The following is a 17286-nucleotide window of genomic DNA, read 5'->3' as shown; positions in this document are numbered from 1 at the left end:
GTCACACCTCCCTGGAGTCCGAGCCGGCGGCGACGTTGGCCGGCTCCCGCTCGGCGACCACGCGCTTGGTGCGCGGGCTCGGTGGAACCTGCAGGTCCATCGGGGGCAGCGGGTAGCTGCCGTGCGGCCGGCTGTTGACCTGCTCCTGCACCGTCGGCTTCGGCGCCTTCTTCCGGCTCGGCCAGAGCAGCGTGGCCAGCAGCAGCACGCCGGCCCCGATGGCGGTGACGAGCAGCCGGTCCCGGGACTCCCAGTCCTCGATCGAGCGCAGGCCGGCCAGGACCAGGATCCAGACCAGGTTGATCGGGAGCAGGACCTTCCAGCCCAGGCGCATGAACTGGTCGTAGCGCAACCGGGGCAGGGTGCCGCGGAGCCAGACGAAGACGAAGACCAGCATGATCACCTTGCCGAAGAACCACAGCATCGGCCACCAACCGGAGTTGGCGCCCTCCCAGATGGTGATCGGCCAGGGCGCGCGCCAGCCGCCGAGGAAGAGCGTCACGGTGACCGCGGACATGCTCACCATGGCGACGTACTCGGAGAGCATGAAGAGCGCGAACTTCAGCGAGCTGTACTCGGTCATGAAGCCGGCGACCAGCTCGGACTCCGCCTCGGGCAGGTCGAACGGCGCCCGGTTCGTCTCACCGACGATGGCGATGAAGAAGATGATGAAGCTCGGCAGCAGCAGGATCGCGTACCAGCCCGGGGCCGGGATCTCGGTGCCGAGCACGGTCAGCTGGGTGGCGTCCCCCTGCTTGGCGACGATCCCGCTGGTGGACATCGTGCCGGCGGTCATGAAGACCGCCACGATGCTCAGCCCCATCGCGACCTCGTACGAGATCATCTGGGCGGTGGAGCGCAGGCCGCCCAGCAGCGGGTAGGTCGAGCCGGAGGCCCAGCCGCCCAGCACGATGCCGTAGACGGCCAGCGAGGAGCAGGCCAGCAGCACCAGCACCGCCACCGACACGTCGGTCACCTGCAATGGCGTCCGGTGGCCGAAGATGCTCACCATCGGGCCGAACGGGATCACCGAGAGCGCGGTGACCGCGCAGACCACCGAGATGACCGGCGCGAAGAAGTAGACGACCTTGTCCGCGGCCTTCGGGAGGATGTCCTCCTTGAAGGCCATCTTCAGCCCGTCGGCGAGGGTCTGCAGCAGGCCGAACGGACCGACCTGGTTCGGGCCGGGCCGGACCTGCATGAAGCCGACCACCCGCCGCTCGAACCAGACGCCGAGCAGCGTGGCCAGCAGGCCGAAGACGAAGGCGAACAGGATCTTGATCAGGACCAGCCACCACGGGTCCTTGCCGAAGTCGGCCAGCGTCGGATCCTGTGCCGCGAGGTACATGTTCACTGTGCCCGCCTTTCGTGCGCGACTGCGGGGCTCACTCGCTTCGCTCGTTCACTCCTCGCGCTCACTGGACAACGCTCCCGGTGTTGAGGAGCGGGCCCGGCTGGCCGGCCACGTCCGCGGCGACACGTTCGGCCGGAACGGCCGGACCGCCAGTAGAGCCGGCCGAGACCTTCACTACTTCGCCGGACGCCGCGCCGAGGCTGCGCCGGAGGGTCGAACCGGGTGAATTCGTGGGCAGCCACACCACCCCGTCCGGCATCTCGGTGATCGCCGCGGGCAGGGTCAGCGCCCCGCGCTCGGTGCCCACCGTCACCGGGTCGCCGTCGGCGACGCCGAGCGCCTCCGCGGTGCCCTTGCCCAGCCGGACCACCGGCGGGCGGGCGGTGCCGAGCAGGTACTCGTCACCGTCGGTGAGGCTGCCCAGGTCGAGCAGCTGGTGCCAGGTGGCGAGCACGGCCTCGCCGGGCCCGGGCTGCGCGACGGTGGCCGGCTCGACGTCCGGCGCGCTCGGCCGGTCCATCCGGGTCGGCGGCAGCCCGCCCAGCTCGCGGCGGACGCTCATCACGTCGCCGGTGCCGAGCCGTACGTCGAGCTGCGCGGCGATCGCGTCCAGCACCCGACCGTCGGTCATCGCGGCGGTCTTCAGCACCGCGTCGAACGGCCGCAGCCGGCCCTCCCAGTCCAGGAAGCTGCCAGCCTTCTCGGCCACCGGCGCGACCGGCAGGACCACGTCCGCCCGGCGGGCCACCGCGGTCATCCGCAGTTCCAGGCTGACCAGGAACGGCACCGCGTCCAGGGCCGCCTCGGCCAGCCGCGGGTCGGCCAGGTCGGCCGGGTCGACGCCGGCCACCACCAGCGCGTCGAGCTGGCCGTTGGCGGCCGCGGTGAGGATGCCGTCGGTGTCCCGGCCGGCCTGGCTCGGGATCACCCCGGCCGGGATGTCCCACGCCTCGCCCAGCTCGGCCCGCGCCGCGGGCTCGGTGACCAGCCGGCCGCCGGGGAGGAGGTTGGGCAGGCAGCCCGCGTCGACCGCGCCGCGGTCGCCCGCGCGCCGCGGCACCCAGGCCAGCTTGGCCCCGGTACGCCGGGCGATGCCGGCCGCGGCGGAGAGGCCACCGGGTACGCCCGCCAGTCGCTCGCCGACGACGAGGATCGCGCCCGGGGCGCTCAGCGCCTCGGTCACCGTCTCGTGCTCGGCCAGGACCTGCGCCTCCTCGCCGGGGATGACCCGGGCGAGCTTCGCGCCGAGCTTCTCCAGGCCGCGGCTGGCGAACGGCGCGATCGCGTACACCTTCAGCGTCTTCTTCAGGTACGCCTTGCGCAGCCGCAGGAAGAGGATCGGGCACTCCTCCTCCGGCTCCAGGCCGACCAGCACCACGGCCGGGGCGTTCTCGACGTCGGCGTAGGTGACGTCGGTGACCCCGGCGACGTTGCTGGCCAGGAAGTCGGCCTCCTCGCGGGAGACCGGCCGGGCCCGGAAGTCGATGTCGTTGGTGTGCAGCGCCACCCGGGCGAACTTGGCGTACGCGTAGGCGTCCTCGACGGTCAGCCGGCCGCCGGTGAGCACCGCGCTGCCCCGACCGCCGTCCCGGGCGGCGCGCAGCCCCTCGGCGGCCCGGGTCAGCGCCTCGCTCCAGGAGGCCTCGCGCAGCTCACCGGTCCGCTCGTCGCGGACCAGCGGGGTGGTGATCCGGTCGAAGGCGCGGGTGTACTGGAAGGCCCACCGCCCCTTGTCGCAGTTCCACTCCTCGTTCACCGCCGGGTCGTCGCCGGCCAGCCGGCGCAGCACCTTGCCGCGCCGCCAGTCGGTGCGCTGGGCGCACCCGGCCGAGCAGTGCTCGCAGACGCTGGGGCTGGAGACCAGGTCGAACGGGCGGGCCCGGAACCGGTACTGGGTGCCGGTCAGCGCACCGACCGGGCAGATCTGCACCGTGTTGCCGGAGAAGTACGAGTTGAACGGGACGTCCCCCTCGTCGCCCTCCTCGCCGTACGCGTCGTCCCGGTAGATGTTGATCTCCTCGGCGGACGACCGGCCCATCAGGTCGATGAACTTGTCGCCGGCGATCTCCTCGGAGAACCGGGTGCAGCGCTGGCAGAGCACGCAGCGCTCGCGGTCCAGCAGCACCTGGGTGCTGATCGGCAGCGGCTTCGGGTACTCCCGCTTGTGCTCGTGGAACCGCGAGTCCGTCCGGCCGGTGGACATCGCCTGGTTCTGCAGCGGGCACTCGCCGCCCTTGTCACACATCGGGCAGTCGAGCGGGTGGTTCATCAGCAGCAGCTCCATGACCCCCTCCTGCGCCTTCTTGGCGACCGGGGAGGTGAGCTGGGTGCGGACCACCATGCCGTCGGCGACCGGCTGGGTGCAGGAGGCGACCGGCTTGCGCTGGCCCTCCACCTCCACCAGGCACTGCCGGCAGGCGCCGGCCGGGGCCAGCAGCGGGTGGTCGCAGAACCGCGGGATCTCGGTGCCGAGCTGCTCGGCGACCCGGATCAGCAGGGCGCCCTTGGGCGCGGTGACCTCGACGCCGTCGATGGTCAGCGTCACGGTCTCGGTCTGCTTGGCGACATCAGTCATTAGTGGGCTCCCACCAGCTGCTTGTCGGAGAGCTTCGGCGCGGTACGTCCCTCGATGTAGTCGAGGTAGTCCTGCTTGAAGTACTGCAGCGAGGAGGTCACCGAGCTGGTCGCACCGTCACCCAGACCGCAGAACGAGCGGCCGAGGATGTTGTCGCAGGTGTCGAGCAGGGTGTCCAGGTCCTCGTGGGTGCCCTGGCCGGCGAGGATGCGCCGGTAGACCCGGACCATCCAGTAGTTGCCTTCCCGGCACGGGGTGCACTTGCCGCACGACTCGTGGTGGTAGAACTCCAGCCACCGGTACGTCGCGTACACCGGGCAGTCCTGGTCGGAGAAGATCTGGGTGGCCGTGGTGCCCAGGATCGAGCCGGCCGCCGCCACCCCCTCGAAGTCCAGCGGCACGTCCAGGTGCTCGGCGGTGAGCAGCGGCGTCGAGGAGCCGCCCGGGGTCCAGAACTTCAGGTCGTGCCCGGGCTTCATCCCGCCGGCCAGCTCGATCAGCTCGCGGAGGGTGATGCCCATCGAGGCCTCGTACTGGCCGGGGTTGGCGATCCGGCCGGAGAGCGAGTAGATCATCGGGCCGGACGACTTCTCCGTCCCCATGGTCTTCCACCAGTCGGCGCCGCCCAGCACGATGTACGGCACGCTGGCGATGGTGCCGACGTTGTTGACCACCGTGGGACTGGCGTACAGGCCGTGGGTCGCCGGGAACGGCGGGCGCAGCCGGGGCTGGCCCCGGAAGCCCTCCAGCGAGTCCAGCAGCGCGGTCTCCTCACCGCAGATGTACGCCCCGGCGCCGGAGTGCACCACCAACTCCAGGTCGAACTTCGAGCCGAGGATGTTCCGGCCGAGGTAGCCCTTGGCGTACGCCTCCTGGACCGCGCTGCGCAGCCGGCGGGCGGCGTGCACGGCTTCGCCGCGGATGTAGATGTAGGCGCGGTTGGCCCGGATCGCGTACGAGGCGATGATGACGCCCTCGACCAGCGAGTGCGGGTCGTGGGTCATCAGCGGCAGGTCCTTGCAGGTGCCCGGCTCGCCCTCGTCGGCGTTCACCACCAGGTAATGCGGCTTGCCGTCGCCCTGCGGGATGAAGCCCCACTTGAGACCGGTCGGGAAGCCCGCGCCGCCCCGGCCGCGCAGCCCGGAGTCCTTGATCAGCTGGATCAGGTCGTCCGGGTGCGCCTTGAGCGCCTTGCGCAGGGCGGCGTAGCCGTCCAGCTTCTCGTAGGTGCGGAGCTGCCAGGCGTCCGGCGATAGCCAGCGCTTGGTCAGCACCGGGGTCAGCTTGGCCAGGGTCTCCGGCCGAGGAGTGGTCACTTCTGGACCCCCGTTTCGCTCGCGACCGCCGAGCCCGCGCCGTTCGCGCCGGTCCCGGCCTCCGCTTCCTTGAGGTTGCGCTCCTGCGCCCCGGCCTCGTCGCCGGCCGCCTTGCCGTCACCGGCCGTCGGGTTCGCCGCCACGCCGGCCGCCTCCGCCCTCTGCGCGTCGCGCGGCGCGGGCGGCACCGAGTCCGTCGGGATCTTGGTGCCGGGCGCGTCCGGCACCGCGGTGCGCGCGTCCGGCTGCCGGGTCTCCGCGGTACGCACCTGCGGGGACTTGTCGTCCGGCGCCTTGACGTCGGGCGCGGTGCTGCCGGTGGCCGCCTCCGGCCTCGCCGGCTCGCCGGTGCCCGCGTTGCCAGGGCGCTCGGCCTTGGCCTGCTCGGGTGCCGGGGCCGGCTTCGCGGCCTCGGCCTTCGCCTTGGCGGCGGCCTGGTCGGCCTCGGCCTTGCTGCGGATCGGGGTGTTCGGGTCGTAGCCCGGCACCGAGATGCCGTGCTGCTCGGCCAGGCGCAGGCCACGGAGGCTGGGCTCGCCCGGCCCGCCGTCGGCGACCGCGCCGTCCCGCTCGTCGGCGAAGCCGGCCAGCTGGATCGCCATCTCCTTCAGCGTGCAGAGCCGCGCGCCCCGGGTCGGCATCGGCCGGCCACCGGCGCGCAACTCCTCGACCACCCCGAGCGCGCCCTGCGGCTCGACGTTGTCGAAGAAGTCGTAGTTGACGGTCATCACCGGGCCGTAGTCGCACGCCGCCAGGCACTCGGCGTGCTCCAGGGTGATCTTCCCGTCGGCGGTGGTCTCCTCGTGCCCGACACCCAGGTGTTCGGCGAGGGCGTCGTAGACCGCCTGGCCGCCCAGCGCGTCGCACATGGTGTTGGTGCAGACGCTGACCAGGTAGTCACCGGTCGGCTTGCGCTTGTACATGGTGTAGAAGGTGGCGACCGCGCCGACCTGCGCCTTGTTCAGGCCGAGCACCTCGGCGCAGAACTCGACGCCGGCCGGGGAGACGTACCCCTCCTCGGCCTGGACCAGGTGCAGCAGCGGCAGCAGCGCCGAGCGGGACCGGTCGGCCGGGTACCGGGCGATGATCTCCCGCGCCCGGGCGCGAGTCGTTTCAGAGAAGGTCATCGGTCACACCCACCCATCACGGGGTCCAGCGAGGCGCCGCCGGCGATCACGTCGGCGATCAGGCCGCCCTCGGCCATCGCCGGGAGGGCCTGGAGGTTGACGAAGCTCGGTTCCCGGTAGTGCACCCGGTACGGCCGGGTGCCGCCGTCGGAGACCGCGTGCACGCCCAGCTCGCCGCGGGGCGCCTCGATGCCGACGTACACCTGGCCCGGCGGGACCCGGAAGCCCTCGGTGACGAGCTTGAAGTGGTGGATCAGCGACTCCATCGACTGACCCATGATCTTGGCGACGTGCTCCAGCGAGTTGCCCATGCCGTCCACGCCGATGGCAAGCTGCGCCGGCCAGGCGATCTTCTTGTCCGACACCATCACCGGGCCCGGCTTCAACCGGTCCAGCGCCTGCTCGACCAGCTTCAGCGACTCCCGAATCTCGGCCAGCCGGACCTGGTAGCGGCCCCAGACGTCGCCGTCGGGGTGGGTCGGCACGTCGAACTCGTACGTCTCGTAGCCGCAGTACGGCATGGTCTTGCGCAGGTCCCAGGCCAGCCCGGCGGAGCGCAGCACCGGGCCGGTGACGCCCAGCGCCAGGCAACCGGTGACGTCCAGCACCGCGACGTTCTTCGTCCGCTCGATCCAGATCGGCTGGCCGGAGAGGAGGTCCTCGTACTCCTTGAGCCGCTTCGGCATCATCGCCAGGAACTTGCGGATCTTGACGATCGCTTCGTCCGGCACGTCCTGCGCCACACCGCCCGGGCGGACGTACGCGTGGTTCATCCGCAGGCCGGTGATGCTCTCGAAGATGTCGAGGATGTACTCCCGCTCGCGGAAGCCGTACAGCATGATCGAGATCGCGCCGAGCTCCATGCCGGTGGTGGCCAGCCAGACCAGGTGCGAGGAGATCCGGTTCAGCTCCATCATCAGCACCCGGATGGTGGTGGCCCGCTCGGTGATGTCGTCGGTGATGCCGAGCAGCTTCTCCACCGCCAGCGCGTACGCCGTCTCGTTGAAGATCGGGGCGAGATAGTCCATCCGGGTCACGAAGGTCGAGCCCTGGACCCAGTTGCGGTATTCGAGGTTCTTCTCGATGCCGGTGTGCAGGTAGCCGACGACCGAGCGGACCTCGCGGACCGTCTCGCCCTCCAGCTCCAGGATCAGCCGGAGCACCCCGTGGGTGGACGGGTGCTGCGGACCCATGTTGACCACGATCCGCTCGTCGTTGATCGGGTCGGTACCGGAGACCACCTCGTCCCAGTCCCCGCCCGTGACGGTGAAGACCCTGCCCTCGGTGGTCTCGCGCTCGGTGGCGTAGTTCGACGTCGTCATTTCAGCCCTCCGATCGGGACTGCGGGGCTCGCAAGCTCACTTCTCGCACCGGTCACTGGTACGACCTCCTGCGGTCCGGCGGGGGGATCTCCGCGCCCTTGTACTCGACGGGCACGCCGCCGAGGGGGTAGTCCTTGCGCTGCGGGTGCCCCTCCCAGTCGTCCGGCATGAGGATCCGGGTCAGGGCGGGGTGGCCGTCGAAGACGACGCCGAACATGTCGTACGCCTCCCGCTCCTGCCAGTCGGCGGTCGGGTAGACGGCGGTGACGCTCGGCAGGTGCGGATTCTCGATGGAGACGGCGGCCTCCAGCCGGACCTGGCGACGGTAGGTCATCGAGGTGAGCTGGTAGACGACGTGCAGTCGCCGCTCGTCGGCGCCCAGGTAGTCGACGCCGGAGACCGAGGAGCAGAGCTCGAAGCGGAGCGCCATGTCGTCCCGCATCACCTGGCAGACCTCGGCGATCCGCTCCGGCCGGACGTGGATGGTCAGCTCGCCCCGGTCGACGACGACCTTCTCGATCGCGTCGCCGAACTCCGGGTACGCCTCCTCCAGCGCGTCGCGGACCTCGTCGAAGTAACCGCCGTACGGCCGGGGGCTCCCCTCGACCGGCTTGCGCTGGCGGACCAGGCCGCCGAAGCCGGAGACGTCGCCGGTGCCGTGGATGCCGAACATGCCGCGACCGGCCGGGCTGGCCGGCGGGTACTCGGCGGGGGCGCCGGTGCTCGCGCCGGCCGGGTTGACCGGCACCGGCACCCCACCGTTGTTCTGCTTGCCCTCAGTCACTTGATGCCCCCGTGCGGGTGGAGGTGGTTCTGCGCCTTCATCCAGTTCTCGATCCGCAGCTGCTCCTCGCGTCCCTCGCGGACCGCCTTCGTCCACTCGGCACGCCGGGCCTTGTCACTGCGGTACGACGACGGCATCGAGCCGTACGGAACCACGGGAACGTCGCCGCGCTCCTTGCGGGCCTCCAGCATCTTGCGGCCGTTCGCGCCCAGCGGCTCGTGCATGATCTTCTCGCGCAGCTTGAGGATCGCGTCGATCAGCATCTCCGGCCGGGGCGGGCAGCCCGGGAGGTACATGTCCACGGGCACCACGTGGTCGACGCCCTGCACGATCGCGTAGTTGTTGAACATGCCGCCGCTGCTGGCGCAGACGCCCATCGACAGCACCCAGCGGGGCTCCGCCATCTGGTCGTAGATCTGGCGCAGCACCGGGGCCATCTTCTGGCTGACCCGGCCGGCCACGATCATCAGGTCCGCCTGCCGCGGCGAGGCCCGGAACACCTCCATGCCCCAGCGGCCCATGTCGTAGTGCGGACCACCGGCGGCCATCATCTCGATGGCGCAGCAGGCCAGGCCGAAGGTGGCGCCCCAGACGGACGACTTCCGCGACCAGTTGACCAGCTTCTCCACGGAGGTGAGCAGGACGCCGGCGGGGAGCTTCTCCTCGATGCCCATCTGACGTACCTCCCTCAGTCCCAGTCCAGGCCGCCGCGCCGCCACACGTAGGCGTACGCGACGAAGACCGCGACGATGAACAGGACCATCTCCACGAAGCCGAAGATCGGCAGGGCGTCGAACGAGACCGCCCAGGGGTAGAGGAAGATGATCTCGATGTCGAAGACGATGAAGAGCATCGCCGTCAGGTAGAACTTGATCGGGAACCGGCCGCCGCCGACCGGCTGCGGGCTCGGCTCGATGCCGCACTCGTACGCCTCGAGCTTGGCCTTGTTGTACCGGCGGGGACCGGCGAAGCGGGCGGCGGCCACGGAGAACAGCGCGAACGCCGCGGCGAGGGCGAACAGCCCGATGATCGGTGCGTAAGGCGAGAGCGTCATCGTTGTCTCCTGCTCGTCCTTCCCTGACCTCGACGGTTGGCGAAAATCACACTATTCACGTCCCTCGTGACCTCGGCCGGCGGGGGGTCGATCTCTGTCCGGACCGGGGGCGCCGTCGCCCACGGAACCGCTGGTCGGCTGGCATCACGGCCCCCTTTTCCTCGGCGGCTGCGGGGCTCGCCAGCGCACTCCTCGCGCTACACGGCCGGTGCCACCTTCGTCATCGCGTTGATGACCCGGTCCATCGCGTCCCCGCCGCGGGGGTCGGTCAGGTTGGCCAGCAGCTTGAGCACGAAGCGCATCAACATCGGGTGCGGCATGCCGTGCCTGGTGGCCATCCGCATGACCTCCGGACGGCCGATCAGCTTCACGAAGATCCCGCCGAGCCGGTAGTAGCCGCCGAAGCGCGCCTTCAGCTCCTGCGGGTACGCCAGCAGGGCCCGTTCCCGGTCGGCGCCGGCCGGCCGGGCGAGCGCCTGCACGGCGACCTCCGCGGCCAGCTCGCCGGACTCCATCGCGTACGCGATGCCCTCGCCGTTGAACGGGTTGACCATGCCGCCGGAGTCGCCGACCAGCAGCACCCCGCGGGTGTAGTGCGGTACCCGGTTGAAGCCCATCGGCAGCGCGGCGCCGAGGATCGGCCCCTCCGCGTTGGCCTCGTCGGTCATCCCCCAGTCCTCCGGGGTGTTGGCCAGCCAGTCGGTGAGCAGCCGCCGGTAGTTCGTCTTGCCGAAGGCGGAGGAGGAGTTGAGCACGCCGAGGCCGACGTTGACCCGGCCGTCGCCGAGCCCGAAGATCCAGCCGTAGCCGGGCAGCAGCGCGTCGCTGTCCTTGGCCCGCAGCTCCAGCCACGACTCCAGGTAGTCGTCGTCGTGCTTGGCCGGCGACCGGTAGTAGCGGCGGACCGCCACCCCGATGGGCCGGTCCTCCCGCTTGGCCAGCCCGAGGGCGAGCGGGAAGCGGCCGGAGACGCCGTCCGCGGCGACCACCAGCGGGGCGTGGAAGGTGGCCGGCTCCTTGTCCGGGCCCACCTCGGCCTGCACGCCGATCACCCGGTCGTCCGCGCCGAGCACCGGGCCCAGGACGTTCACGCCGGTCCGCAGCTTCGCCCCGGCCGCGACGGCGCGCTGGGCGAGCAGGTCGTCGAAGTCGAGCCGGGTGCGGACCAGGCCGTAGTTGGGGAAGCTGGCCAGGTCGGGCCAGTCCAGTTCCAGGCGTACCCCGCCACCGATCACCCGGAGGCCCTTGTTGCGCAGCCAGCCGGCCTCGGGCGAGGTGTCCACGCCCATCCGGACGAGCTGCCGCACGGCGCGCGGGGTCAGCCCGTCGCCGCAGACCTTCTCCCGGGGAAACTCGGTCTTCTCCAGCAGCAGCACGCGTACGCCGTGTCGCGCCAGGTGGTACGCGGTAGCCGATCCTCCGGGACCGGCGCCCACGACGATCACCTCGGCGTCGTTCTCCACCGCGGTCATCTGCGCCTCCTCCCGCATGCTCGTGAAATGGTTCACAAGCCGATCGGGTTGGAGTCTATGACCGGCGCCATACGAAGGCCGGGTTAGGGGTACCTAACTCACCGAGGTGACAGCCGGTGAGCATCCACTCAGGCGTCAGCCGTGCCGGGCCACGTCCAGTCCGGCGTCCGCGCGGATCGCCTCCGGCAGATGCTCGCGCAGCGCGCCGCCAGCCGCCCGGTCCAGCGCCGCGAGCACCTCGGCGACGACCTGCCGGACGTCGGCCGGGTCCGCGCCGGCCAGCGCGCGGAGCTGGGCGATGAGTTCCACGGCGTCCTCGTCCGTCGCGCCGGCATCGCTTCGAGTCATGGACCGGAGCTTACGTGGGCAAAGTGGACTATTCAGCCATTTGGCGTACTTTTGCCGGAACCTTGCGCGGCCGACGACCGTCAGTGGCGGACGCCCCGGTGCAGCGCCACCACCCCGCCGGTCAGGTTCCGCCAGGCCACCCGGCCCCACCCGGCCCGCTGGATCCGCGCGGCCAGCGCCGCCTGGTCCGGCCAGGCCCGGATCGACTCGGCGAGATAGACGTACGCGTCCGGGTTGCTGGACACCGACCGGGCCACCGCGGGCAGCGAGCGCATCAGGTACGACAGGTAGACCGTGCGGAACGCCGGGTTGACCGGGGTGCTGAACTCGCACACCACCAGCCGCCCGCCCGGCCGGGTCACCCGGGCCAGCTCGTGCAGCGCCGCGTCGGTGTCGGTCACGTTGCGCAGCGCGAAGGAGATGGTCACCGCGTCGAAGCTGGCGTCGGCGAACGGCAACCGCAGCGCGTCCCCGGCCAGCAGCGGAACCGCCGGACGGGTCCGCTTGCCGGCGTGCAGCATGCCGAGGGAGAGGTCCGCGCCGACCGCGTACGCCCCGGAGTGGGCCAGTTCCTCGGTCGAGACTCCGGTGCCGGCCCCCACGTCCAGCACCCGCTCGCCGGGACGCAGGCCGAGGGCCGCCCGGGTGGCCCGCCGCCAGAAGCGGTCCTGGCCGAAGGAGAGCACGGTGTTGGTCAGGTCGTAGCGAGCCGCCACGCCGTCGAACATCGCGGCGACCTCGTGCGGCTGCTTGTCCAGGCCAGCGCGCTGGCCCTGCGGGGTACGGCTCACCCCTCCACTCTGCCAGCCGGCCGCGCCCCGACGCCGGTCGGGTCGCCGCGGCCGGTATCCGGCGAGGGGGCGCGGTGACCGGCACCGCGCCCCCTCGTCACCGGGCCCGGTCAGTCGGCCGGCCGCTCGTCGCCGGGCGCGACCAGCACGGTGCGGCGACGACGGGCGAGCACCAGCAGCGCGGCGCCGGCGAGCAGCACGCCCGCCCCGACGCCACCGATCAGGCCGACCTGCACTCCGGTGAGGGCCAGCGGCCCGCCCGTACCGGCGGAGCCGCCGCCGTCGTCAGTTCCCGGTGCGGCCGACCCGCCGGTGCCCGGCGTCCCGGTGGGCGGACCGGTCGGGGCCATCGTCGGCGACCGGCTCGGGTCCCCCGTCGGCTCACCGGTCGGCGACGCGGTCGGCTCGCTCGTCGGCTCACCGGTCGGGGCCACCGTCGGCGTCGCGGTCGGCTGGCCGGTCGGGTCGGGCGAGGGCGGGGCGGAGAGGTCGACGAAGACGTCGAAGACGGCGCTGTTGTCCCCCTCGTCGGCCTCGGCCAGCGCCCGGCGCTGAGCCTCCGTGGCGGGCCGTGGCGCCTGCCGGGCCCGGCCGGTCGCCGCCGCCCGGTCCAGGCCCACCGCGAAGAGGTTGCCGATCCGCAGCACCGGGTCCTCGACCCGCGGGTCGACCGTCACCCGGACCGTGTCGGTGTACACCTCGCCCGGCCCGAGCACCACCCCGGTGTCCTCGCAGAGCGCCTGGGCCAGCCCCTCGATCTCCTGCCGCAGGCAGCCCGGCGGCAACTGCGCGAAGCTGGCCCCGGCGGGCAGCGTGATGCCGTAGAAGACACCGGTCGTCGGGCGGCTGCCGGCGTTGTGCACCAGCCAGTCCAGCGGCGCCGTCCCGCCGGGCCGGACCCCCGCCAGGTGCCCCTCCCCGACGGCGTCGCCGTCCGCCTCGGCGTCCGCGTGGACGTCCTGGGCCCAGGCCATCAGGTCGTGACCCGGATCCGTCACCGTGATGTCCAGGTCGACGGTGTTGTCGCCCAGCTCGGGGTCGGTGGTCGCCGAGGCCACGGTCACGGTCAGGCTGCCGGCGCCACCCCGGCCGCCGGTGCTGAACAGCGGGATGCCGAAGTCCTCGCTGGTGCCGGCGGCGACGTCGCCGACCGGGCAGGTGAAGCTGTCCCGGCCGCGGTCGGCCGCGCAGCCCGGGTCGAGCAGGTAACCGACCCGGTCCCGGTTGAGGTTGCTGACGTCCACGGTGTACGTCACGCCCTGGGCGGCGGCCCCGCCCCGGGTGTTGTCCACGGTGAACTTGAACGGCTTGGCCCGGGCCCCCTGGACCCCCTGGGCCAGCCGGGTGCTGAGCGGCACCAGGGCCAGGTCGGCGACCCGTCCCGGCTCCGGGGCCGCGGACCCGGGCCGGGCGGACGGAGCCGGTGGCGCGGCCGTCGCGGGCGGGGCCGCGGCGGCCAGACCGCCCACGGCCAGCAGGGTCGCGGCGCCGGCCCGGGCCAGGGCCGAACACATGGTGAAGATCATCAATCCCCCGGGGTAAGGGACGGGAAGTTGCGGAACCCGACGGACGCTATCGAAGGCCGTCCCGCCATGCCAGGACCGCCGCCGGGGTTTCGCCCCCGGACACAGCGAGAGCGGGACGAGACCGTCCCGCTCCCGACTGCCGTGCGTTATGTGAACGGCCCTCCTGGGCCGATGGAGGACGACCCTCCGCCGCTCGCTTCCCTGGTCAGCACCCCGGCGGGGCCGGGAGAAGGAGCGCTACGAGCCGCGACGTTAGTGGCCGTCGGCCCCGCACACCAGCCTCCACGCTCGATCTTTCCCGGGCTGTGACCAGGGGCGGGTCGGAGATGTCGCGATCAGCCGGATTGCCCGCCCCGGTTGCCGCGAACGCTCCCCCGTTCGGCCAGCCGGAACCGGCCGGCCGGCCCCTCCTCCGGCGTCGAGCGCCCGCAGGTTGCGGTTACGGCGGCGATGCCCCGCGGCGGGGTCAGTTCGCCTCGACCAGCGGCAGCGACCGGCCGACGCCACCACCGGGCAGGGCGATCGACGAGAAGTGCGAGACCACCCGCTCGTCGGTCGGGTCGTCGGCCGGGGTCCAGTGCACGGCCAGCCGGTGGTAGAGCGTGTCCCGCTGGGCCGGGATCCGGCCGGCGGTACGGATCATGCCGATCAGCTCGTGCAGGTTGGAGCGGTGCCGGGCGCCGGCCGAGGAGATGACGTTCTCCTCCAGCATGATCGAGCCCAGGTCGTCCACACCCATGTGCAGGGCGAGCTGCCCGACGTCCTTGCCGGTGGTCAGCCAGGACGCCTGCAGGTGCGGCACGGTCTCGAAGAAGAGCCGGGCCACCGCGACCAGCCGCAGGTACTCCAGGGTGGTGGCCTGGGTGCGCCCCTTGAGGTGGTTGTTCTCCGGCTGGTACGTCCACGGAATGAACGCCCGAAAGCCCTGGGTACGGTCCTGCACGTCGCGGATCATCCGCAGGTGCTCGATCCGCTCGGCGGCTGTCTCGCCGGTGCCCATCATCATGGTGGCGGTCGACTCGACCCCCTGCCGGTGGGCCAGCTCCATGACCTCCAGCCACCGCTCGCCGGACTCCTTGAGCGGGGCGATCGCCTTGCGCGGCCGCTCGGGCAGCATCTCGGCGCCGGCACCGGCGATCGAGTCCAGGCCGGCCGCCTTGATCCGGGCGATGGCCTCGTCCAGGCTCACCCCGGAGACCTTGGCCATGTGCAGGATCTCGCTCGGGCCGATGGAGTGGATGGCGAGCTGCGGGTACGCCTTCTTGACCGAGGAGAAGAGCTCCTCGTAGTACTCCACGCCGTAGTCGGGGTGGTGCCCGCCCTGGAGCATCACCTGGGTGGCGCCCAGCTCGACCGCCTCGCCGCAGCGCCGCAGGATCTCCTCGGTCGGGTGGGTCCACCCTTCCTTGTGCTTCGGGGCGCGGTAGAAGGCGCAGAACTTGCACGCCGTCACGCAGACGTTGGTGTAGTTGATGTTGCGGTCGATCAGGTAGGTGACGACGTTGTCCGGATAGCGCCGCCGGCGTACCGCGTCGGCCGCCTCGCCCAGGGCGTGGAAGGGCGCCTCGGTGTAGAGCAGTAGGGCCTCCTCGGGCGTGATCCGCCCGCCGTCCGCGCCGCGCTGCAGGATGTCGTCGATCTCCCGGCTCACCGTCACGCCCCCGAGCCTACGTCGCCCGCCCGGCCCGGACGACGAGCGGCCAGCCCGGTGTGACGTCTCCGGCGCGCGGCGGAGACGGGCGGCACTCTCCGTGACGCCCACGGTCGACCCGCCACCCACTCCTCCGCCCTTTGCTCTGCTTCCCCCCGCGCAACAGTCACCCGGCGTAGGCAGACCCCGCGACGATCCTGACCACCCGCGCAGAGAAACTCCTGCTCAAAGCAGGTGTTGCGTGGGCTGCAGCAGAGCAAAGGCGGCGGCGACGGCGGTCGGGCCAGGCTCGGCGGTCGCTCGGCGTGACGCCCGACTCACCGCACCCCCGACGTCACGCGTCGTAGTCGACGGTGAGCCTTTCGGTGGTCGGGCTGGACTGGCAGGTCAGCACGTACCCGGCGGCCACCTCGTCCGGCTCCAGCGCGTAGTTGCGGGCCATCGTCACCTCGCCCACCACCACGCGGGCCTTGCAGGTCGAGCAGACCCCGCCCTTGCAGGCGTACGGCAGCTCGCCGCGGACCTTCAGCGCGGCGTCCAGCACCCGTTCGTCGGGGCCCATGGTGAAGGTCGACGAGCGGCCGTCCAGCACGATCGTCACCTCGGCGCCGGCCCCGGGCTCGTCACCGGGGCGGCGCACCGGCTCCGGCGGCGCGTCGACGTGGAACAGCTCGGTGCGCACCGCCGACTCCGGCAGCCCACGCCCGGCCAGCACCGCCCTGGCGTCCACCACCATCGCGTACGGGCCGCAGAGGAACCACTCCTGCACCGCGTCCCCGGCCACCACCGTCTCCAGCAGCCGGGTCAGCCGCTCGGCGTCGATCCGGCCGGAGAGCAGCGGCGACTCGCCCTGCTCCCGGGAGAGCACGTGCACCAGGTGCAGCCGGGTCGGGTACCGGTCCTTCAGGTCGGCCAGCTCCTCGGCGAACATCACCGTGTTCGCCGTGCGGTTGCCGTACACCAGGGTGAAGGTGCTGGCCGGCTCGACGGCCAGCGCGGTCGCGACCAGCGACAGCACCGGGGTGATGCCGGAACCGGCGACCACCGCGCCGTAACGCCGGGCCCGGTCCGGCGCGAACACCGTGGTGAAGTGCCCCAGCGGCGGCAGCACCTCGACGGTGTCGCCGTGCCGCAGCGCGCCACAGGCGAACGCGGAGAAGGCGCCCCCGGGGATCTCCCGCACCCCGATCCGCAACCGGCCGTGCCGGGCCAGGTCGTCCGGCGTCGAGCAGATCGAGTACGACCGCCGCACGTCCGTTCCGTCCGCACCGGTGCGCCGCACGGTCAGGTGCTGGCCGGCGGAGAACGCGAAGGTCTCCCGCAGTTCCTCGGGCACGGCGAAGGTGATCGCCACGGCGTCGTCGGTGAGCCGGTCCACGGCGGCCACGCTCAGCGGGTGGAAGACCGGCCGGCGGCGGACCGGGCGGGTGATGGTGACAGTCACAGGGCCTTCACATGGTCGAAGGGTTCGGAGCAGGAGCGGCAGCGCCAGAGCGCCTTGCACGCGGTGGAGCCGAAGCGGCTGATCTGCTCCGTCTCCGGGGAACCGCAGCGCGGGCAGCGCACGGCCAGGGTCAGCGGCACCACGGTGCCGGCCCGCACCGGGGCGGGCGGGGCGATGCCGGCGGCGGTCAGCTTGGCCCGGCCGGTCTCGGAGATCCAGTCGGTGCTCCAGGCCGGGCGGTAGACCGTGCGTACCTCCGCCTCGGGGTGGCCGGCCGCGGCGAGGGCCCGGCGGATGTCGGCGCGGATGACGTCCATCGCCGGGCAGCCGGTGTAGGTGGGGGTGATGGTGACGACCACCCGGCCGGTGGCCGGGTCCTCGTCGACCGACCGCAGGATGCCCAGCTCGTCGATGGTGATGACCCGGATCTCCGGGTCCACCACCGCCGCCACGGCCGCCCTGGCGTCAGTCACCAGGGCCGCCTTCCGTTCGCGACTGCGGGGCTCCGCTCCGCTGCACTCC

The 17286-nt window shown here is 72.1% G+C and carries 15 protein-coding genes; all 15 read right to left on the bottom strand.

From position 1 onward, the window contains the following. Position 1: 1 nt before the first annotated feature. Entirely contained in the window at positions 2–1348 is a 1347-nt protein-coding gene (nuoH, locus tag AB0H57_RS04265) for an NADH-quinone oxidoreductase subunit NuoH (protein ID WP_357502835.1), read from the bottom strand. A 67-nt stretch (positions 1349–1415) separates the two neighbouring features. Then, complete coding sequence (locus tag AB0H57_RS04260) at positions 1416–3929, bottom strand: NADH-quinone oxidoreductase subunit G (protein ID WP_357502495.1); 2514 nt, start codon at positions 3927–3929, stop codon at positions 1416–1418. Further along, complete coding sequence (nuoF, locus tag AB0H57_RS04255; RefSeq protein ID WP_357502493.1) at positions 3929–5245, bottom strand: NADH-quinone oxidoreductase subunit NuoF; 1317 nt, start codon at positions 5243–5245, stop codon at positions 3929–3931. The genes AB0H57_RS04260 and nuoF overlap by 1 nt, the downstream gene beginning before the upstream one ends. Continuing rightward, on the bottom strand, positions 5242–6372 hold the full coding sequence (nuoE, locus tag AB0H57_RS04250) for an NADH-quinone oxidoreductase subunit NuoE (protein ID WP_357502491.1): 1131 nt from the start codon (positions 6370–6372) through the stop codon (positions 5242–5244). Before nuoE ends, nuoF begins: the two co-directional genes overlap by 4 nt. Beyond that, positions 6369–7694: an NADH-quinone oxidoreductase subunit D gene (locus AB0H57_RS04245; RefSeq protein WP_357502489.1), complete on the bottom strand. Its 1326-nt coding sequence runs from the start codon at positions 7692–7694 to the stop codon at positions 6369–6371. The genes nuoE and AB0H57_RS04245 overlap by 4 nt, the downstream gene beginning before the upstream one ends. Positions 7695–7746: 52 nt before the next feature. Continuing rightward, positions 7747–8478, bottom strand: coding sequence for an NADH-quinone oxidoreductase subunit C (locus AB0H57_RS04240; RefSeq protein WP_357502487.1), 732 nt, complete (start codon positions 8476–8478; stop codon positions 7747–7749). Beyond that, positions 8475–9152 (bottom strand): NADH-quinone oxidoreductase subunit B family protein, encoded by a 678-nt coding sequence (locus AB0H57_RS04235; protein WP_357502485.1) that lies wholly within the window; start codon positions 9150–9152, stop codon positions 8475–8477. The genes AB0H57_RS04240 and AB0H57_RS04235 overlap by 4 nt, the downstream gene beginning before the upstream one ends. A gap of 14 nt (positions 9153–9166) precedes the next feature. Further along, on the bottom strand, positions 9167–9532 hold the full coding sequence (locus tag AB0H57_RS04230) for an NADH-quinone oxidoreductase subunit A (protein WP_091593239.1): 366 nt from the start codon (positions 9530–9532) through the stop codon (positions 9167–9169). A gap of 197 nt (positions 9533–9729) precedes the next feature. After that, entirely contained in the window at positions 9730–11004 is a 1275-nt protein-coding gene (locus AB0H57_RS04225; protein ID WP_357502483.1) for a geranylgeranyl reductase family protein, read from the bottom strand. Between the two features lie 135 nt (positions 11005–11139). Then, positions 11140–11352: a hypothetical protein gene (locus AB0H57_RS04220; RefSeq protein ID WP_357502481.1), complete on the bottom strand. Its 213-nt coding sequence runs from the start codon at positions 11350–11352 to the stop codon at positions 11140–11142. 80 nt (positions 11353–11432) lie between these two features. Then, positions 11433–12143, bottom strand: a complete 711-nt coding sequence (locus tag AB0H57_RS04215; protein ID WP_357502479.1) for a demethylmenaquinone methyltransferase — start codon at positions 12141–12143, stop codon at positions 11433–11435. A gap of 110 nt (positions 12144–12253) precedes the next feature. Continuing rightward, the gene (locus tag AB0H57_RS04210) at positions 12254–13669 is read right to left on the bottom strand and encodes a PT domain-containing protein (RefSeq protein WP_357502477.1); all 1416 of its coding nucleotides are present in this window, start codon (positions 13667–13669) and stop codon (positions 12254–12256) included. 466 nt (positions 13670–14135) lie between these two features. Continuing rightward, positions 14136–15326, bottom strand: coding sequence for a cyclic dehypoxanthinyl futalosine synthase (gene mqnC / locus AB0H57_RS04205; RefSeq protein ID WP_357502475.1), 1191 nt, complete (start codon positions 15324–15326; stop codon positions 14136–14138). A gap of 328 nt (positions 15327–15654) precedes the next feature. Then, positions 15655–16764: a 1,2-phenylacetyl-CoA epoxidase subunit PaaE gene (gene paaE / locus AB0H57_RS04200; RefSeq protein WP_357502473.1), complete on the bottom strand. Its 1110-nt coding sequence runs from the start codon at positions 16762–16764 to the stop codon at positions 15655–15657. Further along, entirely contained in the window at positions 16761–17237 is a 477-nt protein-coding gene (gene paaD / locus AB0H57_RS04195; protein WP_357502471.1) for a 1,2-phenylacetyl-CoA epoxidase subunit PaaD, read from the bottom strand. Before paaD ends, paaE begins: the two co-directional genes overlap by 4 nt. Positions 17238–17286 lie beyond the last annotated feature (49 nt).

The sequence above is a fragment of the Micromonospora sp. NPDC050686 genome (assembly GCF_040654475.1).
In the GTDB taxonomy this organism is placed as follows: Bacteria; Actinomycetota; Actinomycetes; order Mycobacteriales; family Micromonosporaceae; genus Micromonospora.
Note: the sequence above shows the minus strand (reverse complement) of the source record. Positions and strands in the feature narration are given on the sequence as shown.

What these genes read in the sequence shown, in the direction of transcription:
- AB0H57_RS04225 (WP_357502483.1), bottom strand. Translation starts at nt 11,004, where the DNA reads ATGACCGCGGTGGAGAACGACGCCGAGGTGATCGTCGTGGGCGCCGGT.
- AB0H57_RS04245 (WP_357502489.1), bottom strand. Translation starts at nt 7,694, where the DNA reads ATGACGACGTCGAACTACGCCACCGAGCGCGAGACCACCGAGGGCAGG.
- AB0H57_RS04235 (WP_357502485.1), bottom strand. Translation starts at nt 9,152, where the DNA reads ATGGGCATCGAGGAGAAGCTCCCCGCCGGCGTCCTGCTCACCTCCGTG.
- AB0H57_RS04230 (WP_091593239.1), bottom strand. Translation starts at nt 9,532, where the DNA reads ATGACGCTCTCGCCTTACGCACCGATCATCGGGCTGTTCGCCCTCGCC.
- nuoH (WP_357502835.1), bottom strand. Translation starts at nt 1,348, where the DNA reads ATGTACCTCGCGGCACAGGATCCGACGCTGGCCGACTTCGGCAAGGAC.
- nuoE (WP_357502491.1), bottom strand. Translation starts at nt 6,372, where the DNA reads ATGACCTTCTCTGAAACGACTCGCGCCCGGGCGCGGGAGATCATCGCC.
- AB0H57_RS04210 (WP_357502477.1), bottom strand. Translation starts at nt 13,669, where the DNA reads ATGATCTTCACCATGTGTTCGGCCCTGGCCCGGGCCGGCGCCGCGACC.
- AB0H57_RS04220 (WP_357502481.1), bottom strand. Translation starts at nt 11,352, where the DNA reads ATGACTCGAAGCGATGCCGGCGCGACGGACGAGGACGCCGTGGAACTC.
- AB0H57_RS04260 (WP_357502495.1), bottom strand. Translation starts at nt 3,929, where the DNA reads ATGACTGATGTCGCCAAGCAGACCGAGACCGTGACGCTGACCATCGAC.